Here is a 24,881-nt window from a genome sequence, read left to right on the forward strand (position 1 = left end):
TTATGCTTCCTTCGCTTCCGAAAGAATTCTCGCGGAGCGTACCTCGAATATATCGGCCGCCTTCAACTTGAACACTTCGCTCATCCCCGACATGGATGCGATCGCTTCCAACTGCATTTCCATCGCGTCGAACAAATCGCCTTCGGTTTCGGTTCTTTGATAGTAGATCTCTAAAATCCATGGTTCGAGGGTTTCGGGATTCAAAACCTGCAACATTGCGTAACGGTTTTCCACGGAATTGATATGCGTTTTCCCGAAAAATTGATTCGAGATCGCCACATGAGAAGAATCCACCTGATAGACTTGGCTTACGATGGTTGCGTTCGGAATCCCTTCCTTGGAAGAAGTTACCATGATGCTAGGAACGATTCCTTGAAGACAGGGTTGTAGTGTTTCCGGTATCATTTCAGTTTTTCCCCCGCTTTGGCTCCGGGCGATTGGTCGAAAAGTTCCGACAATTCGAATGTGATTGCGGTTGCGGGTTTAAGAATGTATTTTCCCCAGCCTTCCCCCGCCTTTGGTCCGAAGAACATCGCACTGGTTTCCGAGCCGGCGTTTCGAACGGCGGTCATGAGTTCGTAATCGGAGTCCGCGCATTCGCTTTTACGGATTACGTTTCCTTTGAATTGTCTGGTTTGAAAGGAAGACATGTGTGCGACCGTAACGGCGATTTGTCCGTTGTCCTCTATGTCTTTCAGACATTGTGATACGACGACGTTCGGAATCAGAACGGTCATTTGTTTCTGATTTTCTTCGAGTCGAATTCCGAATCCTCTTGCGAAATGCGGTCTTCGTTCTCCATCTCGCGTCGCTACGCTGATGGATAAGGGGCCGATGAGATCGCCCATATCTTCTTGAGATAACATTCTTTAATAATTTCCTCCGATGAAAAGGTGATTCACAATTCTTGGCAAATGAAAATCTGCAAGCAGAATTGAAGATTGAAATCCCGTGATTCTGAAATTTATATTCAATAATTATAAATTACTATTTTAGATTGAATTTCTATTTTTAGGAATCCGCTCAGGATTAAATTCGAATTTTAAATTTGATCCTTGGGTTATAGTTTGGAGTTTTATAATCTTTCTGTGGAACATATTCTTTGCTCCCCGATGTTTGTTGTGTTACGCTGAGACCTCTTGTTTGGCGTTGAAAGAGGAAGGGACTGATCCGTTCTTTTGCTTCGCTTTAAAGAGAGAAGCATTCTTTTGTTTGTTCAATCGGCGGGGCCTTTGTATTCGGAAATAAATCGAAATTGAAAGAAAATCCTAATGGAGTGAACTGAAGAAGAGCGTTTCTTTATGCAAGAATTGCGCGATCTACTTAGATTTTGAAATGTAAGAACGGCTAAAATCTGCTTTGATTTTGAAATTCTAATCAAAACCCGCTTCGACGATGTTATACAATCCGTAATTGCTGAAATCGTCTGGGCTTAGTTTGATTGTTTTGACTTTGTGCTGAAAATGAATTTCCCGTTACGATTCAGTGAGAATCCTCTTTTGAGATCAAAAAGTTTTTTCCTTCGTATTCCAGGAAAAGTTGATTCTCTCGCTGTAAAATTCGTTTGGAAAATTCGAGAAGAAGTTCGGAAGAAAAAGAACCCCATTCGTCGAGAGGGGCGGGATGAGCGAGCGACTCGTGAAAGACCTTGAGATTCTCCGGTTGAAACGAAACGAAATGACTCGGGGAATAGTAGAGATTTCCGTTTTCCAATTTTCGAAATACGAAAATCGTCGTCGCAGGTTGTATGAAATTCCATTCTCCGTTGCAAACGGAAAGGAACGGATACTCGGAATGTTCTCCCGTGTCGTTCTTTCGGATTCTTTCTATAAAAAAATCCAGAAACGCGGGATCCTTGAGTTCTGAAAAATCGTGGAAGAGTCTTCCTCGTCCGTCGATCCGATAAAAATAGGTTCTTCTTTGCCTCATATGGACTTTTCTATTGACACTGATCTTTCCCTTAAAATCATACCCTATAACGGCGTCGTGGCCAAGTGGTAAGGCATGGCTCTGCAAAAGCTTGATCCCCGGTTCGAATCCGGGCGACGCCTCACTGTTTTGTATCTGCCTGGATGGTGGAATGGTAGACACCCAGGACTTAAAATCCTGTGCGAGCAATCGCGTGCGAGTTCGAGTCTCGCTCCAGGTACCAACGGTTTTTTCTTCCTCTATTGCGGCAACGGAAGCACCGTATCGCAAATCTTCCCAAAATACAGTTTCGGAAATTCGATCGGTTTTCCCGTTTCAAAACCGGAAAAGCGGATTCTATAATCGCGGAAAAAAACTTCGTTCGGAAATTCCCGGGGAGTCGTCTCGAGAAGTCCTCCGCCTACCAGGATCGGATTTTCTCCGCTTTTTAATGCGACATGGATCGTAAACAGATCCGCTTCTCCGTGCGCCCAGTAGAGCCGGTCTTGATCGAAAGAATCCCGAGATACGATCGTGATCTCCGCGGTTTTGGGAGAATTCTTCGGAGTTTCCGGAAGAAAAATCGTAAAGCTAAACGGTGTTCTGCGAGGAAGAGGCGGATTCGGATATCGGTGCGTTAGACAACCTTCCACCTGGAACGGAAGAGAAGCCTGCTCTATACCGAGCCCCGAGGGAACAAAGACAAATCGTCCTGAACCGAAAGCCGAATCGTCCGGGTGGGAAGGCGAAGTGTCGTCGGCGCCGCTCGAATCCCGATTTAAGATCGATTCGGGCGCATTTCTGAAAGATTCGAATTTTAGAATATTCTTTTGTACTTCTTTAATCAGCGCGGGTTCGGAAGAACGAACTCTTCGGTTATAAACTTCCAGCGGTTCCAAATACAAACGAGGAATCCAAAACAACCAATAGAGAAGAATCGGAACGCCGATCGATGCGAGAATCTGAACTAGAAAAAGTCGGTTTTTGTAGATCCAGGAGAAAAGATCAACACTTCCGAACGATGGAGATACGCTTAGAATCGGCGGGGATGTTTCCTCCGTGCCGAAAATCGATCCCTTCGTTTCCCGCGGATCGGAAAGCGTCGACACTCGATTCGAAACGGAGCTGGAATTCTTCGGATGGACTATCGCGAGCCGTCCTCCCAAAAAGATTCCGCAAAACGCGAAAAAGGGAAGAACCACCTCGTCGTCCAAAAGATAACACTGAAAGAATCCGGCCGGAAACAGGCTTAAAATTCCGATCGCCAAAATCGGAATTCCTTGTATGGAAGAGTAATCGGAACGAAAGAAGTTCGAGAACATTCTTCCCCAAAACAGAAGAAACAATAGGACCGCGAAAATTCCGCCGGTGGTAAAAAAATGAAGAAGATCGTTGTGCGCGTGTCCTCTCGGAGTGATATACAGTTCATACCAAAGTTGTTCGTTCGCTTGAATCATCTTTGCGGATTCTTTCCAATGGGAATCCTTGTAATTGCCTCCGCCGACTCCCGCAAACCAATGTTCTCGAATCAATGGAATCGTGTTTTTATAGATGTAATATCGCTGATTTTCCGTATTATGAACTTCGAATATTTGAGAAATCGATCTTTGGATCAGCCAATTGGTTCGGAATAAATATCCCGCCGAAATCAAAATGCCTAGTAAAACCAGTCCGGTCGCAATTCTTTTGCTTACGGAAAAATTCGGGAGATTTTTTCGGATCCCAAAGGTTCCTTTTACCAGAAGAAGGAACAACGTCACAAAAACTCCGAGCCAAACCGATCGGCTCTGGTTGAAAAATAAGATTCCAAATCCTGCAAATACCAAAAGGGTTTTGAAAAACAGCGTTAAATCCCGTTTCCTTTTTACGCACTGAAACCAATCCACGAAAAGTCCGGGTAGGAAGATTCCCAAAAGACCGCCGAACGTAAGGTGCGTGTTCATCATTCCGAGGGGAAGATAGAGTTTGATCGGACCGACGTTCCCCGAAAAATGTTGAAGGCGATCGCCGGGCGCGTAGCGAAATCCGTTGGCGACGAATTTCCCGATTCGTACTTCGGAAAATAAACTGATGCAGCCCAACAGAATCGCGATCGAAGCGGACGCGAAGAGAAATCGTTTCAAAACGATTTGGTTCTTTTCTTTAGAAGCCACCAGAAACGAAGCGGGAAACAAAAGAAGCATCCAAAAATCTCCGAACTCGGATTGTTTTAAAAACTTTTGAAAGAAAGGGGAGAAGCGATCCGCGTGCCAAAGGGAAGAGACAAAAAGGCAAAGATAAATTCCGAAAAAAAGCAAAAACGGAATTCGAATTCGTTTCCAGGTTGTACAGGATTCAGAGTCGAGAAAGAACAAGGGATAGGCGGATGCGATCGTAAGTCCTCCGAAAATCTGAGAGACGCTGACTGATTGAGGAAAGCTCAAAAGAAATAATCCGAGAGAAACCAAGGACAGAGTTTGGAGTACGTTTGTGATTCGTTCTTTCAATTGAATGCCCCCGAAGATCGTTTCATTTTCCCTTAAAAAAACCAATGACAGAGAAAGAATTCATTCTACCATTAGAAAAAAGAACCGGTTCCGGGAATCAATCGAACAGATGGGAAAATCAATTCCAGCAAAGAAAAAGAAAGCACAAAAAAAAACGGAAGCCCCTTCCGCTCTGATGGGAAAAAAACTTTCGGTCGCCATCATCACTTACAACGAAGAACGCAACATCGGAGATTGTATCCGTTCCTGCATCGACATAGCCGATGAGATCGTCGTCTTAGATTCGATCAGCACGGACGCCACCGAAAAGATTTCGAAGTCTTTTCCTTCCGTCCGGTTTTATAAACAAAAATTCAAAGGTCACATCGAACAGAAGAACGACGCGATCGCTCTTTGCAAATACGATTGGATTCTTTCTTTGGATGCGGACGAACGGGTTTCACCGGAACTGAAGAATTCGATTCTTACTTTCAAACAAAAACCGGACGACGGAGATCTCGGCGGTTTGCAGGTTTCCCGTTTGACCTTTCACATGGGAAGATTTATCCGTTACGGCGGTTGGTATCCTCAATATCGATATCGCATCTTCCGCAAAGGTCAGGCCGTTTGGGTCGGGGAAAATCCTCACGACTATATCAGCATCGAAGGAAACGGAAGCAGGATTCACGGCGACATCATTCACTACAGTTTTACGGATCTCGCCCATCAAGTGAACACGATCAATCAGTTCTCCTCGATCGTAGCCTACACGAGACAAAGAAAGGGAAAGAAGTTTTCCGTTCTTCGAACGATCTACAAACCGTTTTCCAAGTTCGTGGAAACGTATTTTTTTAAGTTCGGATTTTTGGACGGGTTTCCCGGTTGGGTCATCGCGGTTTCCTCGGCATATTCCACGTTCTTAAAGGACGCGAAACAATACGAGCTTCAGAAAGGAATCACGGAACGACCTTCCAACGTAAAATCGAGTTATGGTAATTAAGTCGTTTTTCGCAAAACTCCTTTCCTTTTTTCGAAGAAAAAAACGGAAGAAAGGTTCCGGCGAAGAAGAAACGCTTCCGGTTCGGGAAAGTTACGGTTACAAACGCGAACTCGCGGAACTGCGGGAAAAGGCGGATCGTTTCTTCGTCACCCGAAAGAAAACGGGCGGTCTCGTTCACGAAACGAAATATTATAAACTTCTAAAGAACGGTCCGAAACTTTTCCGTCTCGAAGGAAAGGAAAAATCCGGAAGGGAATATTCCCTCGTCGTTTCGACCGGAAATTTTTTGAGCTTGCAAGGGGAGAAGATTTCAGGAGTCGTTGTGATTCCCGAAGCGGAGTTGAACCGAATTCTTTCCTATGAACATTCCGACTTAAAAAGCGTATTTTCCCGATTTCAACCAGAAGGAATCGACGAAGACCTGAAAGTTTTATACGGAGAATCCGCTTCTTCCCAAGAAACGTGGAAGGACTTTTACAACTGGGAATCGTTTTGGAAACAGCAGATTTTTATTCGTCTGAAACCGAGTATTGTCGCCGTACTTCTTGTGTATATGGGACCTGAGTTCGAACAATTCTTTCAGTCTAATTCTACAAAGCGGCTCAAGAGCATCGTCTCGGACGAACTTTATTTTTTGAATGTGAGCGGAAATCAAAAGGAGAATTCTCCGTATACGGAAAATCTTTCCTTACAGGATTTCGAAAAGGCAAAGAGGGAATTTTTTCAAGTGCTCGAACAGATCCGTAAAAAAAGAGGAAGCAACTAGATGGATATTAAGGAAATCGCTCTCGGACAAATCCGGGATTCCGTAGCCACCAAACAGAAATGTATCGATACGATCTTGGACGATATAACCAAGGCGGGAGAAATCGTTTCCAAGGTTTTACAAACAGGAAACACCGTCTTTCTGTGCGGAAACGGAGGTTCCTCCTGCGACGCGTCCCATATCGCGGCGGAGCTCGTGGTTCGATACAAATCCGGAAACGAAAGAAAGGCTTTGCCGGCTCTTTCCCTTTCCGCGGATTCGGCGGTGTTGACCGCTTGTTCGAACGACTACGGATACGAAGACGTATTCGCGAGACAGATCGAAGCCTTCGGAAAAAAGGGGGATCTCCTCATCGGACTTTCCACGAGCGGAAATTCCAAAAACGTTTTGCTCGCGCTGGAAAAGGCGAAAACCAGAGGTTTGAAAACCATATCGTTGTTAGGCGGAGACGGCGGAAAGATGAGGAACCTTTCGGATCTGGACGTAATCGTTCCGAGCAACGTGACCGCGAGAATCCAGGAATCCCATATTTTAATCGGACATATCCTTTGCAGCATCGTGGAATACAATCTGTTTAAAATGGAATGACGCCGATTCGTGATTTCTCCCGTAATTGAAATTTCCAATCTGAAGGTTTCGACACCCGGTCATCATATTCTCAAAGGAATCGATTTCACTTTAAAAGAGGGAGAGGTTCATTGTATCGTGGGCGAATCCGGAAGCGGTAAGTCCACGTTCGCGTCCTGCCTATTGGGAATGACGGACAAGGAACTCTTTCAAAGGTCCGATCGTTTTTCGTTGTTAGGTCAGGACGCACGGTATCTCACTGAAAGAGAATGGCAGGTTCTCCGTGGAAAAAAAATCGCTTTGGTTCCTCAGAACCCGATCTGGGGTTTTCATCCGTATCGAAAAACCGGTTTGCAGATGATCGAAGCGTTTTCGCTGACCAATCCTTCGGTCGCTCACAAGAAGGAAATTTTACCTCTCCTCGATTCGATCCAGATTCACGATCCGGAAAAAGCCTTTGTATCGCTGCCCGGCCATCTTTCCGGAGGGGAAAGACAGAGAATTCTGATTCTTTTGGCGGTTTATTCCGGCGCTAGAATTGTCGTCGCCGACGAACCTACGGCCGCCCTCGACTCGATCAGCGAGGTGGAAGTCCTCAAACTTCTTCTAAAATTTAGAAAGGAAAGGGGACTTTCCGTCATTTTTATCACGCACGAAATCTCCATCGTCCGCGCCATAGCCGATACTATAAGTATCCTCTATCAGGGAGAATGGGCCGAAGTTCTGACAAGACCGCAAACCGGAGAATGGAAACTCCGTTCCGCTTACGGAAAAAAACTGTTTGAACAAGGGGCCTGATCTATAAGATAGTCGAGTGCGAACGATGGGTTATGCGGTTCTCCTAACACTGATTTTATTTTTCACGCCGCTCTGGGCGCAGAAATCTCCGTTTATCATGGAAGAAGCGGACACTTCTTCCTTTCCGTCGATTCGACTTTCGATCCGAGACAAAAAGCAGTTTCCTTTGGAACGGGAGAATTTTCTGATCCGTGAATCCAGAGGATCGGAAACCCGCACCGTTCTCCGGCCGAAGGTTTTTCGTAAAGAAGGAAGTCTCCCCGTACATTCCGTTTTTCTAATTCAATCCGGAACTTCTTTGGAAGAAAACAACTTCAACACGCGCTTTTTACAAAAGGTCGTGCAGGCTTCCGGAGAGGAGGACCATTTCAGTTTTATCTTTTTTTCGGACGATCTGCTCGTAGTAGAAAAGGACTTGGATCGTCAAGCGGCTCTTGCAAAAGCCCGCGTCCCGGGTTCTCTTAGCAATCGAAACACCGGAACCAATTTGGATCTCGTATTCCAAAAAGTGAATGCGATTTTAACGAGGGAATCCTATCTTTCGCTTCTTGTTTCCGACAACGAGTACAAACTTCCTCCCGGACTCAGACAAGGTTTGTCCACATCCGGTCTTCCCTTGCAAGTGATCGGTAGACGCAATTTTTCCAACTTCGAACTCGTTCGGATTTACGGCGGAGAATTCTACGATGTGGAATCTCAGGACTTTCTTTCTAAGTTTTTAACGGATCTCGAATACTTTCACAAACATCCCGCCGAGATTCAGTACGATTCTCCCTTTCAAAACGATTTTTGGAAAGGAGAAGGGGATTTTATTCGGGGAGATTGGGAATCTTCCAAGGGCGGGAAATTCACGTACACATACAAACCCGGAGTTGCGAAACAACTTCGATTCGTCTTTTTAAGTCCCGGGGTTTTTCTTCCTACGATCGGATTTCTGCTCATTCTTACTTTGATCGGTCTTTTGCTTTTGTTCCGGAAGGAAAGAGACGCGGACGAGCCTTCCGACCCAAGCGGCGGAGAAGCGGAACGCCGCTTTCACGCGCGCGGTGAAGAACGGGAAGTCTATCAAAGAATGTATGGGGATCAGTTTCATTCTTCCCCGTATGCGAATCCGGAAGGGGTTTACGTTTCCCGTTCCTTGCCCGTGAGCGAAACCGAGTTCGACGCGGCGGAAGCCTACGATCTTGCGACTCTGATTCAAAAAGAAGGAAGATTCCCCGGAAAACAGGTTCCGATCTGTAAGGCCGAAACCACTCTCGGCAACGGGGAATTTTCAGACGTCCAGGTCGCCGATCCGGGGGTCAGTAAACTGCACGCTAGAATCCGCAAGATCAAAAACCGTTTCGTATTGTATGATCTGATTTCCGACGGCGGAACATATTTAAACGGAAAGAAAATTCTCCGTCCGCGCGTGTTGTATGATTTCGACGAGATCAGCCTCGGCAAAACGGTCTACGTTTTTCGAGCTCGTTAAAAGTTTCGATCTTCCAAATCCATTCTACTTCGCTTAAAATAGATCCGGGTAGACGAAAAGACCCGATTTCCCAACGATGGAAATTCAGGCGGATGTCCTTTCTCAATTGCGAGAAAAAAATCCAATCCACAAAGTCCGAAAGAATTTCTTTCGGGGAGAATTAGAATCCAATGAAGACAATGTTCGAAAAAATCTGGGAAGACCATCTGGTTGGAGAACTGGATGCGGGATCGTATTTAATTTATATCGATCGTCATCTCATTCACGAAGTTACAAGCCCCCAGGCTTTCGAAGGACTCAAACTCGCGGGCAGAAAAGTCCGCCGTCCCGAGGCGACTTTTGCCACTATGGATCATAACGTATCCACTCGCACTCGGGATCTCAGCCTCGCCGATCCGATTTCCGCGATTCAGATGCAGACCTTAAAAAAGAACTGCGACGAAAACGGAATCCGTCTTTACGACTTTCAAAATCCGGATCAAGGAATCATTCACGTGATCGCTCCCGAGATGGGTTTGACTCATCCGGGGATGACGATCGTCTGCGGAGATTCTCATACGTCCACACACGGCGCGTTCGGCGCGCTCGCGTTTGGGATCGGAACCAGCGAAGTGGAACACGTTCTCGCGACCCAAACCCTCGTTCAAAAAAGAGCGAAAACGATGGAGATCCGCGTAGACGGAAAACTTTCCGATAAGGTCACCGCGAAGGACATTATTCTCGCGATCATCGGTAAGATCGGGACAGCCGGTGCGACCGGTTACGTGATCGAGTATCGGGGTTCCGCGATCCAAGCCCTCAGCATGGAAGCGAGAATGACGATCTGCAACATGTCGATCGAGGCCGGTGCAAGAGCGGGACTGATCGCTCCGGATGAAATCACGTTCAATTATATCAAAGGAAAAGACTTCGCACCGAAGGGAGCGGAATGGGATCTCGCGGTGAAGAAGTGGAAACACTACGTGACCGACGAAGGCGCCAAGTTCGACACGACCGTAATTCTTCACGCGGATGAAATCGCACCGATGGTGACCTGGGGAACTTCTCCGAGCCAAGTCGTTTCCGTCAAAGGAACCGTTCCGAGCCCGAGCGACGCGACCGATCCGATCGACAAGATCGGAATCGAATCCGCGCTCAAATACATGGGTTTAACTCCCGGTGAAAAGATCGAAGACATTACGATCAATAAAGTATTCATCGGTTCCTGCACCAATTCCAGAATCGAAGACTTAAGAGCCGCGGCGGCGACGATCAAAGGAAAACAAGTTTCTTCCAAGGTGCAAGCGATCGTGGTTCCCGGTTCGGGAAGAGTCAAACGCCAAGCGGAACAGGAAGGTTTAGATAAGATCTTTACAGCGGCCGGTTTTGAATGGAGAAATCCGGGTTGTTCCATGTGTCTCGCGATGAACGACGACGTTCTCGAACCGGGCGACCGTTGCGCTTCCACTTCGAACCGAAACTTCGAAGGTCGTCAAGGAAAAGGCGGAAGAACGCATCTCGTAGGACCGGAAATGGCGGCGGCCGCGGCGATCGAAGGCCGATTCGTAGACATCCGAAACTGGAAATAATCGATAGGAATATAAGAATATTATGAAACCTTTTACTGTATTGAACGGCGTCGCGGCTTTACTCGATAGACCGAACGTCGACACGGATCAGATCATTCCGAAACAATTCTTAAGAAAGATCGAACGCACCGGATTCGGAGTTCATCTCTTTCACGACTGGAGATATTTGGACGACGCGGGAACAAAACCGAATCCCGAATTCTCCCTGAATCAGGAACGATACAAGGGCGCTTCCGTTCTCGTCACCAGAGACAACTTCGGATGCGGTTCTTCCAGAGAGCATGCACCTTGGGCGCTGGAAGACTACGGGTTTCGTTCGATCATCGCTCCTTCCTATGCGGATATCTTTTTCAACAACTGCTTTAAGAACGGAATGCTTCCGGTGATTCTCAAGTCGGAGGAAGTGGAGGAACTTTTTCAGGCAGTTTCGTCTAACGTTGGCGCAAAAATCCAAATCGATCTGGACAAACAAACCGTCACCGGACCGACCGGAAAAGTATACTCTTTCGAGGTGGATTCTTTCCGGAAATACTGTCTTTACAACGGACTCGACGATATCGGTCTGACCCTGAAACAGGAAAGTAAGATCGGGGAGTTTGAAAAAAAACAGAAAGAAGTTGAACCTTGGTTGTACGCTATATAATTCTGCCGAAAACCTATGTTTGATGAAATATCCCGTTCGATAGACGAGTTTGGAAATAGTTTCCTAGGCGCGCTGAACAACATTCAGAAATCTTTTGGACGGGAGCTCAGCGTAGCGAAACCCGTAAAAGAAACGATTCTACAGATGATCGGAAACACTCCGCTCATCCGATTGAATCAGATCGGTTCTCATATCCCCAACGTGGAGTTCTATCTCAAAGCTGAATTCTGCAATCCTACCGGCTCCGTAAAAGACAGAACCGCATTGTCCATGCTTCTTTCCTCAGAACGAAGGGGAGAATTAAAACCCGGAGGACAAGTGATCCAACCGGGATACAACACGACCGCGATCAGTCTCGCGTGGATCTGCACGATTCGTCAGTATAAGTTTCGTTGTCTCGTGGCGAGCGATACCGATCCGCAAAAGATCAAGGACTTACAAACCTTCGGCGCGCACGTGGACATCGTTCCCGAAGCGAAGGGGAACTGGGACGACGCTCTTTTAAAAAAAGCAAAAGAACTCAAAGAGAAAGAAAAGAACACCGTCATTCTAAACGAATACAAGGATATGGCGAACACAAACGCACATTTCCTTTTTACGGGGCCCGAAATCTGGAGAGATCTCAGCGGAAACGTGGACGCGTTTGTTGCGGGCGGCGGTTCCGGCGGATCGATATCCGGTGTCGGAAGATTTTTAAAATCCAAGAAGTCCTCCGTTCGTGTCATCATGGGTGTCAGCCAAAAATCCAGATTTATTCGTAAGATGGTGCAACACGAATCCGGAATTCATTTACCCGAGTCCTTTGATCCGAAAATCGTAGACGAATATGTCGGGGTGGATCGGGAACAAGCGCTTTTATATCAATCCGATCTCTATCAAAAAGAAGGAATCTTCGCGGGACAAACCACGGGAACGACTCTTGCGAGCGCGATCCGGTTTGCGGAAGGGCTTCCTACAAGAGACGACCAAAAATCTCAGGTCTACCGCATCGTAGTCCTTTCTCCGGACCGGTTTTGAAAGAACAGAAATTCTCCGATTCCCTTGCGGAGTTGGAGTTCGTTCGAACCGAGTTGGAGCGGGAGAAAAAAGAAGAGGATTCCCTCTTTTCCAAAGACTGGCTTTCGCGTGCCTTGCAGGATCGAGTTCAACTCGGGATCACGTTATATCCTCTTGTCTACGAAGAACAATCTCTCGGAAGGGAAGGAAGTTGGATTCTGACCTTTCGTTTTCCCGATCAGGAAGAATATCCCGCCAAGTTTCAGTCCGGTGCGCCCGTTCAAATCGGAAAGAACGAGGATCGAGCTCGAGCAATATTAGTTTCTTTGCATAAAGAAAGGATCCGGATCGCGATCGACGAGGTTCCCGAATGGGTGGAAGAAGGAAAGTGCTTTTTGGATCTTTTGCCCGACGAAACCTCTTATAAGGAAATGTTTTCTGCGTTAGACGTCCTATCCGCAGCGACCAAGGGAACGCGTTTGTACGTAAATCGAGAGTTACTGCTCGGATATGGAAAGCCCGATCCGATCGCACTTCGAGACGGGGATCGTTCCCGCGTTTTGGGAAGAATGACAGGAACTTTGAACGAATCCCAAAAAAACGCCGCGCTCCACGCGGTTCTTACCGAAGACGTGACGATCATCCACGGTCCTCCGGGTACCGGAAAAACGACAACGTTAACCGAAATTGTAAGTCAAATCGTAGCGGAAGAAAAGACGGTTCTTGTTTCCGCGCCGACTCATTCCGCTTGCGATCTATTGGTGGAATCGATTACGGAGCGGGGAATTCCCGTTCTACGTCTCGGGCATCCCGCCCGAATCAGCGAAGCCGCTCTACATACGACCCTCGACTACAAACTATTTCATCATCCCGACGGAAAATTGTTAAGCGAATACAGAAAGGATGTCATTGAAATTTCCAAACAGGCGAAAAAGTTCAAACGCAACTTCGGTGAAAAGGAAAGGGAAGAACGGAAGAATCTGTTTGCGGAAGTAAAAGAACTCAAGAAAACGATTCGATCCATGGAAAAAGGATTGGTGGACAGTTTGATTTCCTCTCATTCCGTGATCGTTTCCACGCCGGTCGCGTCCGCAAAAACGGTGCTCGAAGGAAGAAACTTCGACTTTTGCATGTTAGACGAATCTTCGCAGGCGCTCGAACCCGCGGCGTGGATTCCGATCCTGAAATCGGATCGTGTGATTTTGGCGGGAGATCATAAGCAGCTTCCCCCGACCTTGTTTTCGGAAAAGAATTCTCTCGAACTGACGCTGTTTGAAAAGGCTGCGGAACGATTGGAAACTTCCGGCCGCGTATTTTTGCTCGACACGCAATATCGAATGAAGGACGAAATCGCCGCGTTTCCTTCTCGGGAATTTTACGGAAATAATTTGCGATCGGGTCGTCCGGAAGAGGAACGAGGTTCCACGTTTCCGGAAACATTCCCTTTTTTGAATGCGTTTCAGTGGATCGACACGGCCGGAACAGACAGCGAGGAAATTGCGGTAGACGACAGTCTTACCAATCCATTCGAAGCGGATCTTCAGGTTCGCCTGTGTGAGTCGCTCAAGGAAAACGACTGGTCCGAGGAGGAGATTACGATTCTTTCTCCCTATCGAGCGCAGGTTCGATTGATATCCGAAAAATTGAAAGAAGCCGGTTTTACCAAGATTAGCGTATCCACGATCGATTCGTTTCAAGGACGGGAGAATCGTTGTATTCTTCTCGGGTTTGTTCGTTCCAACGCGGAAGGCCGCTCGGGTTTTTTAAAAGAATCCAGAAGGATCAACGTCGGGATGACTCGCGCACGCGATCTGCTTTTGTGCATCGGAGATAGTTCTACTTTGTCGGAAGATCCGTTTTTATCAAAGTTGATTCAATTTGCGGAAGCAAAGGAAGTGTTCCGAACGGCATGGGAATTTCGCGACCCGTAGAGAGCGAAATTGCCGTAGATGGCGGAGCCGTAATCGTAGGCTCTTTGCGTAGCAAAGATCATTACCCGTAGAGAGCGAAATTGCCGTAGATGGCGGAGCCGTAATCGTAGGCTCTTTGCGTAGCAAAGATCATTACCCGTAGAGAGCGAAATTGCCGTAGATGGCGGAGCCGTAATCGTAGGCTCTTTGCGTAGCAAAGATCATTACCCGTAGAGAGCGAAATTGCCGTGTTTAAATATCAAAGGTTCCGACAGAGAAGCCGGATTTCACTTTACAAAAGTAGAATTTTCTGATAGAGAAAAATTTGCCGAGGTCTTCCCACGAACCCGCCTCCACCACCCAATTTGGGTGGGGCCGCGCCCTTTCACGGTAGACTTTGTCGGAACTCGACTACCACTTTAGAATCTTCTTAAATACGAAAAAGCCGAAAAAGAACAATCCGACGCTCGTAGTAACGTGCGAAAACAGAATGTGAAACGAGGATTGATCCGAACAAACAAACTTCAAACAAAAGTTCGCAAGCGCCAAGCTAAACACCGAAAGAATCGCCGCAGCCAGGACGGGATTTCCCGGTTTACCGCCTTTCAAAACGTAAATTCCGCTCCCCGCCAGAAGAATGCTGGAAAGAAAAAGAATCGACCAGCAACGCCCGACATGCGAATGAATTTCATGATTTGCAAATACGTCCCAGGCGAATAATCCGACCGAATATACGATCCACAAAAACGCGAGAAGAATAGGAATGCGCGCCGACTTGGAAAAGGATTCTTCCGGAAAACGAAGTTGGGATAAGATCCAAAATGAATACGACGCGATGAGAGCGATCCATAAAAAATCAGGAAACAAGGAAGGAATGTGAACGAAACGACTCGTAACCGGATGCAGAGAAAGAAGATATAAAACGAGTGTAACCGCGAGGATCGGACCTAAAATCGCGAACCAATTCCACGCGCTTCGTCGTGCTGGAGTTTCCGCCGCCATTCTTTGAATCAAGGATTCGGTTGTTTCTTCTTTGCGAGTCATTTCTTTGCGTACTATCTTCGGAAATTTTCCAATTTTCAAGAATGGTTGGACAATAAATTCTTCCCCGTGCAAACTGGAAGGAATCGATTTCAGCTCGTAGTCAACGCATTCCAAATCGAAGGACCGTTTGTTTTACTATTCGAAGGTTCCAAGCAGTTAGTTACATGTCAGCTAAAAAAGAAATCTGGGAAGAATGTTCCGTTCTCATCCGCAAGGCAAGGGAAGGAGATCAGAGTTCCTATGAAAAATTCTTACGGCTCGTAACGGGAATTCTCCGGTCCTATCTCATACCCAGAATCGGCAACGCCGAAGATCGGGAAGATCTGGTTCAGGAAATTTTAATCGGACTTCACAAAGCCCGCGATTCTTACCGGGAGGACCGTCATCCGGCTCCTTGGGTTTTCGCCATCGCACGTTACAAAACCATCGATTTTCTCAGAAAGAAAAAAGTCGGAGACCGGACGTTCACCACGGACAACCTAGAATTTTTCGCTTCTCCCGAACCGGTGGAGGAAGAAGAACCGGAAAAGGCCCGCGAAATTTTGAGGGAATGGTTGAACATACTCGACGAAAGGCAAAAGCAGATTCTCACTCATTTGAAACTGGATGGGATGAGCGTTCGCGAAGTTTCGGAACGGACCGGACTTTCCGAATCGAACATCAAGGTCATCACGCACAGAGCGGTTCAAAAGATTCGAAAGCATTTTTCACTCGATCTTTGACAAAGTCGTTCTTCAAAGAGTCCAAGGAAATAGCATGTCTTCCCCGTCACAGACCGATATCCGAGTCGAATTCATCGATTCCATCGTTTCGATTTCCAAGGAAGAATGGAACGCGATTTCCGATCCAAAAAGTCCTTTTTTAGAATACGATTTTTTACGATCCCTCGAAGTTTCCGGCTGCATCGGATCAACCACGGCCTGGGTACCGAAATACTGCGTCCTTTGGAAAGAAGGGCGATTTTCCGCGGCGATCCCATTCTTCCTCAAATACGATTCCTACGGAGAATACATCTTCGATTTTCAGTGGGCGCAATTCTTCGCACAATCCGGACTCAAGTATTATCCGAAAGGTCTGGTAGCGGTTCCGTTCACACCCGCGACCGGAAAAAGAATTCTTCATGAAGAAGGTCTCGGCTTAAAGGAAGTCTGCGCGCATCTGATCCCCGCCTTACTTCGATTCGGAGAAGAAGAAGGACTTTCCGGAATCAATTTTTTATTTCTGGAAAAGGAAGAATCCGAAGCGCTCGCCGAATACGGGTTTGCAACAAGACTTTCTCACCAGTATCATTGGATCAACGGGGATTACTCGAGTTTCGAGGATTATCTCACGGCGATGAAATCTAAAAAGAGAATGCAGATCAAACGGGAAAGAGAGATCGTAAAAAGTTACGGACTCGAAATTCGAGTACTGGAAGGAAACCAAATCCAAAGATCGGACATCGACGCGATCTGGAGTTTTTATTCCGACACTCATTCGCGGAAATGGGGTTCGGCTTATTTAAACCGAAAATTTTTCGATTCCGCATTCGAAACGTTTTTGGATCGGATCGTTCTGGTTTTAGCTTTCAAAGAAGGGAAGGCAGTAGCGGGAACATTCAATCTTCGTAAAGGAGATTTTCTCTACGGCAGATATTGGGGCTGCACCGAATATTATTCCCATCTTCATTTCGAATGTTGTTTTTATCGATTGATAGACTATGCGATCCGGGAAAAGATCCGGGTCTTCGAAGCGGGAGCTCAGGGAGAACATAAATTTCTGCGCGGATTTCCGGCGGTTCCGACCTATAGTTCGCATCGGATTTTTCATCCTCGGGCCCGAAATGCGATTGAACGTTTCTTAAAAGAAGAAACACTGCACATGCAGGAAATGATCCACGAAACCAACGAACATTCTCCCTTAAAAGAAGTTCAAACGAATGTGTCTCTTTTGAACGACGCATCGGCCGATCCGTCCGAACGCGCATCCGTTCGGGAGAATTTCGAACCATGAGCGATATATTTCGATTCGACACAGAGGAACAAACCCTCACCAAAGAAAAGGTCAAACTAAAAAAACCTTCCAAATACAGAGTCATCATACTCAACGACGATTTTACTCCTATGGAGTTCGTCGTATGGATCCTGCAAGTGGTCTTTCACAGAAGCCGGGCGGAAAGTCAGCAGATCATGCTGAAAGCTCATATCACGGGAAAAGCGTTATGCGGCGTTTACTCGCACGACGTGGCAAGAACCAAAGTCATACAAGTTCAACAAATCGCGGAACAACACGGATATCCGCTCCACTGTACGATGGAAGTGGAGGAAGGAGAGGAGGAATCATGATTCTCACGGAAGAAATGGAACGCACTTTAAAAAAGGCTTGGGAAGAAGCCAAAAAAAGAAGAAATGAATTTATTACGCTCGAACATATCCTTCTCGCATTGACGTTCGATTCGGTCGGCAAGGAAGTTTTGGAAGCCTGTGGAGCCGACCTCGAGCGTCTTCGAAAGGATTTGATCGGTTATCTGGAAAGCGAACTGGAAGCCTTCCCCGAATCTTCCGGCGACGTGGACCCGATTTATACGATCGGTGTGCAACACGTTTTACAGCTCGCCGAGTTTCACGTTCAATCCACAAGAAACAAAAAGATGGATGCGGGCGACGTTCTCGCCGCCTTGTTCCGCGAAGATCAATCCAACGCTGTATATTTTTTAGGAACCCAGGATATTACCCGACTCGACATCGTACGTTATATCTCTCACGGAATACGGAAGGATTCCAAAAACAGGGAAAAGGAAATGATCGGCGAGGACGGTGAAAAGATCTCCGATCCGCTCCAAGCGTTCTGTGTGGATCTGACCGCAAAAGCACGGGAAGGAAAACTCGATCCTATGGTGGGACGAGAAGACGAACTCGATCGTACCATTCACATTCTATGCAGAAGAAGAAAAAACAATCCGATCTTTGTGGGCGAGGCCGGGGTCGGAAAAACTTCCATTGTGGAAGGACTTGCACAAAGAGTAGTGGACGGAAAGGTTCCGGAACCGTTGAAGAACTTGAAAGTATATTCGCTCGATATGGGACTTCTTCTTGCGGGAACCAAGTTTCGGGGAGAATTCGAGGAACGTCTGAAAAACGTCGTCACGCAGATTACGGCTCAGGAAGATCATGTTCTCTTCATCGACGAGATTCATACGATTATCGGAGCGGGCGCCGTTTCGGGCGGTTCGCTGGACGCGTCCAACCTGCTCAAACCGGCTCTTTCCAGCGGAGAACTCCGTTGCATCGGAACGACTACCTATAAAGAGTTCAAAACTATATTCGAAAAAGATCATGCGCTTTCCAGAAGATTCCAAAAGGTAGAAGTCGGCGAACCGTCCATTTCGGAGACGGTGGAAATTCTCAAAGGGCTTTTAGAAAAATACGAAAGTTTTCATAAGGTAAAGTATTCCGCTTCCGCGGTGGAACAAGCGGCCGAGTTATCGGCCCGTTACATTCTGGATCGTAAACTTCCCGATAAGGCAATCGATCTTTTGGACGAAGCGGGTGCGCGCGTTCGACTCCGAGAAGGCGGTAAGAAAACGGTAACGGTCCGCGAAATCGAGGATCTCGTTTCTAAAATCGCAAAGGTTCCTTCGGTTACCGTCAAAGCGGACGACCGCGAGAAACTCAAAAACCTCGACGAAGAATTAAAGGCGAAAATTTACGGGCAAGACGCAGCGATCGATCAATTGGTTCAATCGATTCGATTGTCTCGAAGCGGACTTGCGGAACCGGGAAAACCTGTCGGTTCATTTCTGTTCGCGGGACCAACGGGCGTCGGTAAAACGGAGCTGACTCGAAAGCTTGCGGAGATCCTCGGCGTGGAACTCGTTCGTTTTGATATGAGCGAGTATATGGAAAAACACACCGTATCGCGTTTGATCGGTTCTCCTCCGGGTTACGTCGGTTTCGAACAAGGAGGACAATTGACCGATGCGATTTATAGAAATCCGCATTGTGTGCTTCTTCTCGACGAGATCGAAAAGGCGCACGAGGATATCTACAACATTCTTCTGCAGATCATGGATCACGCGACTCTCACGGATAACAACGGAAGAAAATCAGATTTCCGTCAGGTGATTCTTGTGATGACGACGAACACGGGCGCGCGGGAACGTTCCACGAATCCGGTCGGTTTTGGAAACGACGTTTTGGAAGATAGAAGTATGAAGGCGATCGAGAAACAATTTTCTCCCGAGTTCAGAAACCGTCTGACCGCGGTCATAGAATTCTCCGCTTTGAATCAGGAAAATGTAACCAAAGTAGTTGCAAAACAGCTTGCCCTTTTGCAGGAACGTCTGAATTCTAAACAAATCGAATTGGAGTTTCAGGAAGACGTACTCGTCTACATCGCCGACCAAGCTTATACTCCGGAGTTTGGCGCAAGACCCGTTCAGAGATGGCTCGATACGCATATCTCCAAACGGATTTCCGAAGAGATTCTTTTCGGAGCGCTCAAGTCGGGCGGAAAGGCGAAACTGATCGCCGGTAAGGATGGAATTGAAATGGAATTCTCCACCGGTAAAAAATCCTAAACAACAACCGATCGAATTAGGGTCCGATGAAACAAATAACTATCCGTATCGTTCTGATACTTTTCCTCTTTTCCTGCAAAGAGGTTCCTCTTACCATCGAAGGAAAAAGTATTTCCACGGATTTACTCGTAACTCCTTCGCATCAAAAAAAACACACCGACTATTTCAGCGAAAGTAAGAATCTTATGATCGCGACCGATTCTCCCGAAGCGACCCAAGCGGGGATCGAAGTGGGCAAGTTAGGCGGAAACGTCGTGGATGTGGTCGTCGCAACTTCTTTTGCGATTTCCGTGACGAGACCGCACTCGACCGGACTCGGAGGGGGAGGTTTTCTGGTTCTTTACTTAAAGGAATTCAGGGAGCCGATCGCGTTCGATTTTCGAGAAAGAGCTCCTAACGCGGCTTCCAGGAATATGTATAAAAGAAAACCGAAAGAGGATTCCCTACTCGGGTTTCGTGCCGTTGGTGTTCCGGGTAACGTGGCCGGTTTGGTTCGTATTCATAAACGGTTTGGAAAACTTCCCCTGAAAACGGTGGTTGCACCGGCGATTCGTCTTGCACAAGAAGGGTTTCGCGTGTATCCCGATCTGAATTCCGCGATTCAAAAGTCCTCGAAAGATATGGACGAAGAAATGAAAGGGATTTTTCTTCCCGGAGGTAAGGTTCCCGAGGTAGGAAATCTTCTCGTTCAAAAAGACTTAGCCGGTTCCTTAAAGATGATCGCCGAATCTGGAGAAAACGAATTCTACCGCGGTAAGATTGCGAACGCACTTACGACCGCGATGAAAAAGAACGGAGGTTTGCTTACTTCTCAGGATTTGGCCGGCTTTCAAGTTCTTGAAAAGAAAACGCTGCAAACGAAATACCGCGGTTATACGATTTATACGATGCCCCCGCCTTCCTCGGGAGTTCATCTTTTGACGATGCTGTCGATGGTGGAAACGAAACCTCTCCAAGAAATGTATGAGAAGGACCCCGTTTCTTATTATCATTTTATGACGGAGGTGATGCGAAGAGGTTACGCGGATCGTGCGATTCTCGGAGGGGATCCTGCGTTTACGAAAATTCCTTTGGATCGGCTTCTTTCCAAAAAATACGCGGAAGAGAAGATCGCCGATTTCGATCAACAACGAGCTTCGAGCAGCTCCTCCTTTTTAAAGACGCTCAACTTCGGAGTCGAATCTCCACAAACAACGCATATCTCCGTGATGGATAAGGACGGGAATTCCGTATCGACCACACAATCGATTAACTTTCGATTCGGCGCATCGGTCGTGATTCCCGGAACGGGGATCGTTCTCAACGATACGATGGACGACTTCAGTCGCGCTCCGGGGGAACCGAACGTTTACGGACTGATCGGTGCGGAGGCGAATTCCATTCTGCCTAAAAAAACTCCTCTCAGCAGTATGTCTCCTACGATCGTGTTTCGAGGAAAAGAACCTTTTCTCGCAACGGGCGCGCCGGGAGGTTCTTATATCGTAAACGCGGTTTTACAGTCTCTCGTTTATAACCTCGACTTTCATTTGACCTTATACGAATCCGTCGCACGCGGAAGAGTGCATCATCAATTCTTTCCCGATGCGGTCTTTATTGAAAAATCCGTGAACGAAAGAAACGTATTCGACGGTCTTTCCGCAAGAAAACACGACATCCGAATCGCTCCGAACTTTGCGAAGCTATTCTCTGTCAAAAGGGAGAACGGAACGCTCTACGGAGCTTCCGATCCACGTGGAGAAGGAGCCACAGGCGGACTTTGAAAACAAAAGAGCTGACACAGTCGCAGATCGAAGAAGTTTCGCTTGAAATTCTTTTAAGACATGCGGTCAAAGCGAAACACGGTTTGGAAAAGGAAAGTATGCGGGTCAATCCCGACGGGACTCTCGCGAGAACGCCTCATCCGGCACATCTCGGTTCCAGTCTTACCAATCATTATATCAAGACCGATTTCGCGGAACCGCAGCTCGAATACGCGACGCATCCTCGCCCTAAGATCGAAGCGAACATTAGAGAATTACAAGATTTGCATATATATACGATCCGCAAACTCGACAACGAACTCATCTGGCCTTTCAGCATGCCCCCCGTTTTGCCCGAAGACGAAAACGAGATTCCTTTGGGCCAATACGGAACCTCGGCTTCCGGAAGATGGAAGACCATCTATCGTCACGGACTCGGTCTGCGCTACGGAAGAAGAATGCAGACGATCTCCGGTGTGCATTATAACTTCTCGTTCTCGAACGTTTTTTTGAGACAGTTCTTGGGAAAAGAAGTCTCGAACTTCACAAAGGAAGAAATTTCTTCCCTGTATCTGCACGTGATCCGAAACTTCATGAGAAGGGTTCACTATTTAACGTATTTGACCGGATCGTCCGCCGTGTTCGATTCCACTTTTTTGCCGAACCCCGGAGATTTGAAGTTCGAAAAACATAAGAATTTTACGATGTATTCTCCGTATGCGACGTCCCTTCGGATGAGCGAGATCGGTTATACGAGCAAGATTCAGGACACATTAGGAATTCATTATAATTCTTTGAGCGAATACGTGGATCGTATGTGTTACGCGGTGCATACTCCGTATCCTGGTTACGTTCCGTTTTCCGAAAACAAGGACGCGCAGCTCAATCCGAATTATCTTCAGATTGAAAACGAGTTTTATTCACCGGTTCGACCGAAGCAGGTTCCGAAAGGCGACGAACGTCCGTTAGACGCTTTGCTCGATCGGGGAATCGAATACATCGAAATCCGTTCTTTGGATATCGATCCGTATTCTCCCGTGGGAGTTTGCCGTTTGAATCTCGCCTTTACGCAACTCATTCTTTTGGATTCTCTTTTGAGTCCGTCTCCTTCGATTTCGACCGAAGAAAACGCGATTCTTAAGGAGAATTTGAATTCGGTGATTTGGGAAGGAAGAAACCCGAATCTCCAAGTTGTGGTCGACGGAAAAAGAAAAAATTTCCAGACTATCGGCGCCGAGTATTCGGAATCCCTCCGGCATTACGCGAAGATTTTGGATCTTCATACGGGGAAAAGCACGTATCAGGATTCGATCGACTTTCAAATCAAAAAATGGAAAAATCCGGACAAGACACCTTCGGGAAAACTACTTGCAGAAATTCTAAAGCGCGATATCGAATTCAGAGATAAGGGGATGGAGCTTGCGAGAGAAAACAGAAGGGCTTTGTCCTATTTGGAATATTCTCCGGGAACCTTGACGAAAATGGAAAAAGAGGCGGTTCGTTCTTTCCAAGAAAAGGAACAGTTGGAAAGGGAAGAATCCCAAACCCATTATCCGACCGTTAAACTATGCAATCATTGAAATTAAAGTCGGGTGAATTTCTTTCCCCGGAGATTTATACGTTGGAAGGATTTTCCGATCTGGAAATTTCCACGCAGATCGTGATTCGGGACGCTTTGAATCGCGGTTTGGAAGTGGAAGTCCTCGATCGTAAAAATCATTTTTTACGGCTCAAAGATTCGAACGGTCTTGTTCAATACGTGAAGGAAGCTTCCAAAACCGCTTTGGACTCCTACATGTCTTTTCTCGTGATGGAAAACAAAACGATTTCAAAAATCGTACTATTAGAATCCGGTTTGGAAGTTCCCGCGGGTGATAGTTTTGCGGAAGCCGATTCCGCTCTTGTCTTTTGGCGGAAGAATTCGAACCGTAAAATGGTGGTCAAACCGGTAACTACCAATTTCGGAATCGGAATCACCATACTGGCTCCTCGCGCCTCCGAAGAGGACGTGAAGAAGGCGATTAAAATCGCATTCAATCATTCCGAATCGATCATCGTGGAAGAATTTGCGGAAGGAAACGAATATCGTTTTCTTGTGGTCGGAAACGAAACGGTCGCGGTTTGCAATCGGATTCCGGCTAACGTGATCGGGGACGGAAAACATACGATCGAACAACTCGTCTCGATTAAGAACGAGGACAAACGCAGAGGAGTGGGGCACGTTACACCTCTTGAAAAAATTCAGTTAGGCGAGACGGAACTGGATGTACTGCAACAATTCGGCTTTATGAAGGAAAGTATTCCTTCTAAGGATCAAAAAGTATTTTTAAGAAAAAATTCGAACATCAGCACGGGCGGAGATTCCATCGACGTAAGCGATCTCGCTCATCCTTATTACAAGGATCTTGCCGTGAAAGCCGCCGCTTCCGTGGGAGCTAAGATCTGCGGTGTGGATATTATCTTAAAGGATTTAGAAACAAAAGGGGAGTATCGGATTCTTGAGTTGAACTTCAACCCCGTTTTATACATTCACAATTATCCGTATGAAGGTAAAAACAGGGACGTGGGAAATAAGATTTTGGATCTTCTCGGTTTTTAAGAAGCCTTTTTGAGCTGAACGTATTTCACGATATCTCTCGATTCGTACATTCTGTGGTCCCCGTCCACAAGAAAAGGAACCTGACTTAAACCGCCGAGACGAATCACTTCCTCGCGGCCGGGGGTTCCCCGGCTCGCTTCCACGAGTTCATAGTCCTTGCCCGCGACGAGACCCATCTTCTGGAATTCGCCTCTCACATAAGCGCAGTAAGGACAAGATTGAAAGTGGTAGAGCTTCATCATGCGCTCACAATACCCACTTTCTTCTGAAGATCGCCCGTTTTTGCCATTTCGACTACGATGTCGTGCCCGCCGATGAATTCTCCGTTGATGTAGAGCTGGGGAATTGTGGGCCAGTTCGCGTAGTCCTTGATTCCTTGACGCATGGTTTCGTCGGAAAGAACGTTGAACGATCCGAATTGAATCCCCAGACTTTTTAATACGTTAGACACACCGGCGGAAAATCCGCACATCGGGGCTTCGGGGGTTCCTTTCATAAACAGAAAGACTTTGTTCGCTCCCACAAGACCTTCTATCTTTTGTTTTACTTCTTCGTTCATTCTTGTATCCTCGTTTCCAGTGCAAGCGCGTGCACTTCCTGCTTTAGTTCTTCTTTAAGAGTTTCATAGACCATTCTATGCTGCTCCAAAATGGATTTACCTTCGAATCCTTTGTAAATCACAACTGCCTTGATATGTACTCCGTCCCGATACGGATCCAAGATCGTGACCTTGGAATCGGGAAGACCGGATTCTATCTTATTTTTGATTTCATCGATTGTCATCGTTCTTTCTTTAGACTCGAATCAAAACCTTTGTCGTTCCGATCCAATCCTGGTTTTAGAATT

At 46.8% G+C, this 24,881-nt stretch carries 24 protein-coding genes and 2 tRNA genes; 18 read left to right on the forward strand and 8 right to left on the reverse strand.

Annotation, left to right across the window (positions count from 1 at the left end; translation table 11 throughout):
• The 3 genes from LFX25_RS08495 to LFX25_RS08505 form a co-directional block, all read right to left on the reverse strand.
• The gene (locus LFX25_RS08495) at positions 1-405 is read right to left on the reverse strand and encodes a pyridoxamine 5'-phosphate oxidase family protein (RefSeq protein WP_118956697.1); all 405 of its coding nucleotides are present in this window, start codon (positions 403-405) and stop codon (positions 1-3) included.
• Complete coding sequence (locus LFX25_RS08500; protein WP_238729862.1) at positions 402-866, reverse strand: hypothetical protein; 465 nt, start codon at positions 864-866, stop codon at positions 402-404. The genes LFX25_RS08495 and LFX25_RS08500 overlap by 4 nt, the downstream gene beginning before the upstream one ends.
• Positions 867-1,482: 616 nt before the next feature.
• Positions 1,483-1,929 (reverse strand): DUF4505 family protein, encoded by a 447-nt coding sequence (locus LFX25_RS08505; protein ID WP_238729863.1) that lies wholly within the window; start codon positions 1,927-1,929, stop codon positions 1,483-1,485.
• Positions 1,930-1,980: 51 nt separating this feature from the next.
• Here LFX25_RS08505 and LFX25_RS08510 point away from each other — a divergent pair.
• Both LFX25_RS08510 and LFX25_RS08515 read left to right on the forward strand, forming a co-directional pair.
• Positions 1,981-2,051 (forward strand) — tRNA-Cys (locus tag LFX25_RS08510).
• Between the two features lie 15 nt (positions 2,052-2,066).
• A tRNA-Leu gene (locus LFX25_RS08515) sits at positions 2,067-2,152 on the forward strand.
• Positions 2,153-2,168: 16 nt separating this feature from the next.
• On the opposite strand, the gene LFX25_RS08520 is transcribed toward LFX25_RS08515, so the two are convergent.
• Positions 2,169-4,394, reverse strand: a complete 2,226-nt coding sequence (locus LFX25_RS08520; protein WP_238729864.1) for an O-antigen ligase family protein — start codon at positions 4,392-4,394, stop codon at positions 2,169-2,171.
• A 109-nt stretch (positions 4,395-4,503) separates the two neighbouring features.
• Between LFX25_RS08520 and LFX25_RS08525 the strand changes: the two genes are divergently transcribed.
• From LFX25_RS08525 to LFX25_RS08565, 9 genes are all read left to right on the forward strand, one after another.
• Positions 4,504-5,373 carry a glycosyltransferase family 2 protein gene (locus LFX25_RS08525; protein ID WP_238729865.1) on the forward strand — a complete coding sequence of 290 codons (870 nt, stop codon included), beginning with the start codon at positions 4,504-4,506 and terminating at the stop codon, positions 5,371-5,373.
• A complete protein-coding gene (locus LFX25_RS08530; protein ID WP_238729866.1) occupies positions 5,363-6,139 on the forward strand; it encodes an LBBP_01157 family protein in 777 nt (258 codons plus the stop codon). The genes LFX25_RS08525 and LFX25_RS08530 overlap by 11 nt, the downstream gene beginning before the upstream one ends.
• A complete protein-coding gene (gene gmhA / locus LFX25_RS08535; RefSeq protein WP_238729867.1) occupies positions 6,140-6,727 on the forward strand; it encodes a D-sedoheptulose 7-phosphate isomerase in 588 nt (195 codons plus the stop codon).
• Between the two features lie 9 nt (positions 6,728-6,736).
• Positions 6,737-7,504, forward strand: coding sequence for an ATP-binding cassette domain-containing protein (locus LFX25_RS08540; protein WP_238729868.1), 768 nt, complete (start codon positions 6,737-6,739; stop codon positions 7,502-7,504).
• Between the two features lie 25 nt (positions 7,505-7,529).
• Positions 7,530-8,978 carry an FHA domain-containing protein gene (locus tag LFX25_RS08545; protein WP_238731555.1) on the forward strand — a complete coding sequence of 483 codons (1,449 nt, stop codon included), beginning with the start codon at positions 7,530-7,532 and terminating at the stop codon, positions 8,976-8,978.
• A gap of 170 nt (positions 8,979-9,148) precedes the next feature.
• On the forward strand, positions 9,149-10,546 hold the full coding sequence (gene leuC / locus LFX25_RS08550) for a 3-isopropylmalate dehydratase large subunit (RefSeq protein ID WP_238729869.1): 1,398 nt from the start codon (positions 9,149-9,151) through the stop codon (positions 10,544-10,546).
• Positions 10,547-10,568: 22 nt separating this feature from the next.
• Positions 10,569-11,189 carry a 3-isopropylmalate dehydratase small subunit gene (leuD, locus tag LFX25_RS08555; protein ID WP_238729870.1) on the forward strand — a complete coding sequence of 207 codons (621 nt, stop codon included), beginning with the start codon at positions 10,569-10,571 and terminating at the stop codon, positions 11,187-11,189.
• Positions 11,190-11,204: 15 nt separating this feature from the next.
• Complete coding sequence (locus LFX25_RS08560; protein WP_238729871.1) at positions 11,205-12,206, forward strand: PLP-dependent cysteine synthase family protein; 1,002 nt, start codon at positions 11,205-11,207, stop codon at positions 12,204-12,206.
• Positions 12,203-14,116 carry an AAA domain-containing protein gene (locus tag LFX25_RS08565; protein WP_238729872.1) on the forward strand — a complete coding sequence of 638 codons (1,914 nt, stop codon included), beginning with the start codon at positions 12,203-12,205 and terminating at the stop codon, positions 14,114-14,116. The genes LFX25_RS08560 and LFX25_RS08565 overlap by 4 nt, the downstream gene beginning before the upstream one ends.
• 390 nt (positions 14,117-14,506) lie before the next feature.
• Here the strand turns inward: LFX25_RS08565 and LFX25_RS08570 are convergent, their stop codons facing one another.
• Complete coding sequence (locus LFX25_RS08570) at positions 14,507-15,139, reverse strand: NrsF family protein (protein ID WP_238729873.1); 633 nt, start codon at positions 15,137-15,139, stop codon at positions 14,507-14,509.
• 164 nt (positions 15,140-15,303) lie between these two features.
• Here LFX25_RS08570 and LFX25_RS08575 point away from each other — a divergent pair, with 164 nt between their 5' ends.
• The 7 genes from LFX25_RS08575 to gshAB are packed head-to-tail and all read left to right on the forward strand — an operon-like array spanning position 15,304 to position 24,035.
• Positions 15,304-15,861 carry an RNA polymerase sigma factor gene (locus tag LFX25_RS08575; protein WP_238729874.1) on the forward strand — a complete coding sequence of 186 codons (558 nt, stop codon included), beginning with the start codon at positions 15,304-15,306 and terminating at the stop codon, positions 15,859-15,861.
• Between the two features lie 34 nt (positions 15,862-15,895).
• Positions 15,896-17,131 (forward strand): GNAT family N-acetyltransferase, encoded by a 1,236-nt coding sequence (locus LFX25_RS08580; protein ID WP_238729875.1) that lies wholly within the window; start codon positions 15,896-15,898, stop codon positions 17,129-17,131.
• A complete protein-coding gene (gene clpS / locus LFX25_RS08585; RefSeq protein WP_238729876.1) occupies positions 17,128-17,463 on the forward strand; it encodes an ATP-dependent Clp protease adapter ClpS in 336 nt (111 codons plus the stop codon). Before LFX25_RS08580 ends, clpS begins: the two co-directional genes overlap by 4 nt.
• Positions 17,460-19,697, forward strand: coding sequence for an ATP-dependent Clp protease ATP-binding subunit ClpA (gene clpA / locus LFX25_RS08590; RefSeq protein WP_238729877.1), 2,238 nt, complete (start codon positions 17,460-17,462; stop codon positions 19,695-19,697). Before clpS ends, clpA begins: the two co-directional genes overlap by 4 nt.
• 26 nt (positions 19,698-19,723) lie before the next feature.
• The gene (gene ggt / locus LFX25_RS08595; protein ID WP_238729878.1) at positions 19,724-21,457 is read left to right on the forward strand and encodes a gamma-glutamyltransferase; all 1,734 of its coding nucleotides are present in this window, start codon (positions 19,724-19,726) and stop codon (positions 21,455-21,457) included.
• Positions 21,454-23,016: a glutamate--cysteine ligase gene (gene gshA, locus LFX25_RS08600; protein ID WP_238729879.1), complete on the forward strand. Its 1,563-nt coding sequence runs from the start codon at positions 21,454-21,456 to the stop codon at positions 23,014-23,016. Before ggt ends, gshA begins: the two co-directional genes overlap by 4 nt.
• Positions 23,004-24,035: a bifunctional glutamate--cysteine ligase GshA/glutathione synthetase GshB gene (gene gshAB / locus LFX25_RS08605; protein ID WP_238729880.1), complete on the forward strand. Its 1,032-nt coding sequence runs from the start codon at positions 23,004-23,006 to the stop codon at positions 24,033-24,035. The genes gshA and gshAB overlap by 13 nt, the downstream gene beginning before the upstream one ends.
• Here gshAB and LFX25_RS08610 read toward each other — a convergent pair.
• Genes LFX25_RS08610 through LFX25_RS08620 form a run of 3 tightly spaced genes read right to left on the reverse strand, consistent with a single transcriptional unit; the run spans position 24,032 to position 24,818 of the window.
• A complete protein-coding gene (locus LFX25_RS08610; protein ID WP_238731556.1) occupies positions 24,032-24,274 on the reverse strand; it encodes a glutathione S-transferase N-terminal domain-containing protein in 243 nt (80 codons plus the stop codon). The genes gshAB and LFX25_RS08610 overlap by 4 nt on opposite strands.
• The gene (gene grxD, locus LFX25_RS08615) at positions 24,274-24,594 is read right to left on the reverse strand and encodes a Grx4 family monothiol glutaredoxin (RefSeq protein WP_118956676.1); all 321 of its coding nucleotides are present in this window, start codon (positions 24,592-24,594) and stop codon (positions 24,274-24,276) included. Before grxD ends, LFX25_RS08610 begins: the two co-directional genes overlap by 1 nt.
• Positions 24,591-24,818: a BolA/IbaG family iron-sulfur metabolism protein gene (locus LFX25_RS08620; RefSeq protein ID WP_002178416.1), complete on the reverse strand. Its 228-nt coding sequence runs from the start codon at positions 24,816-24,818 to the stop codon at positions 24,591-24,593. Before LFX25_RS08620 ends, grxD begins: the two co-directional genes overlap by 4 nt.
• Positions 24,819-24,881 lie beyond the last annotated feature (63 nt).

Origin of the sequence: Leptospira sanjuanensis, from assembly GCF_022267325.1 — a bacterium.
Lineage (GTDB): Bacteria > Spirochaetota > Leptospiria > Leptospirales > Leptospiraceae > Leptospira > Leptospira sanjuanensis.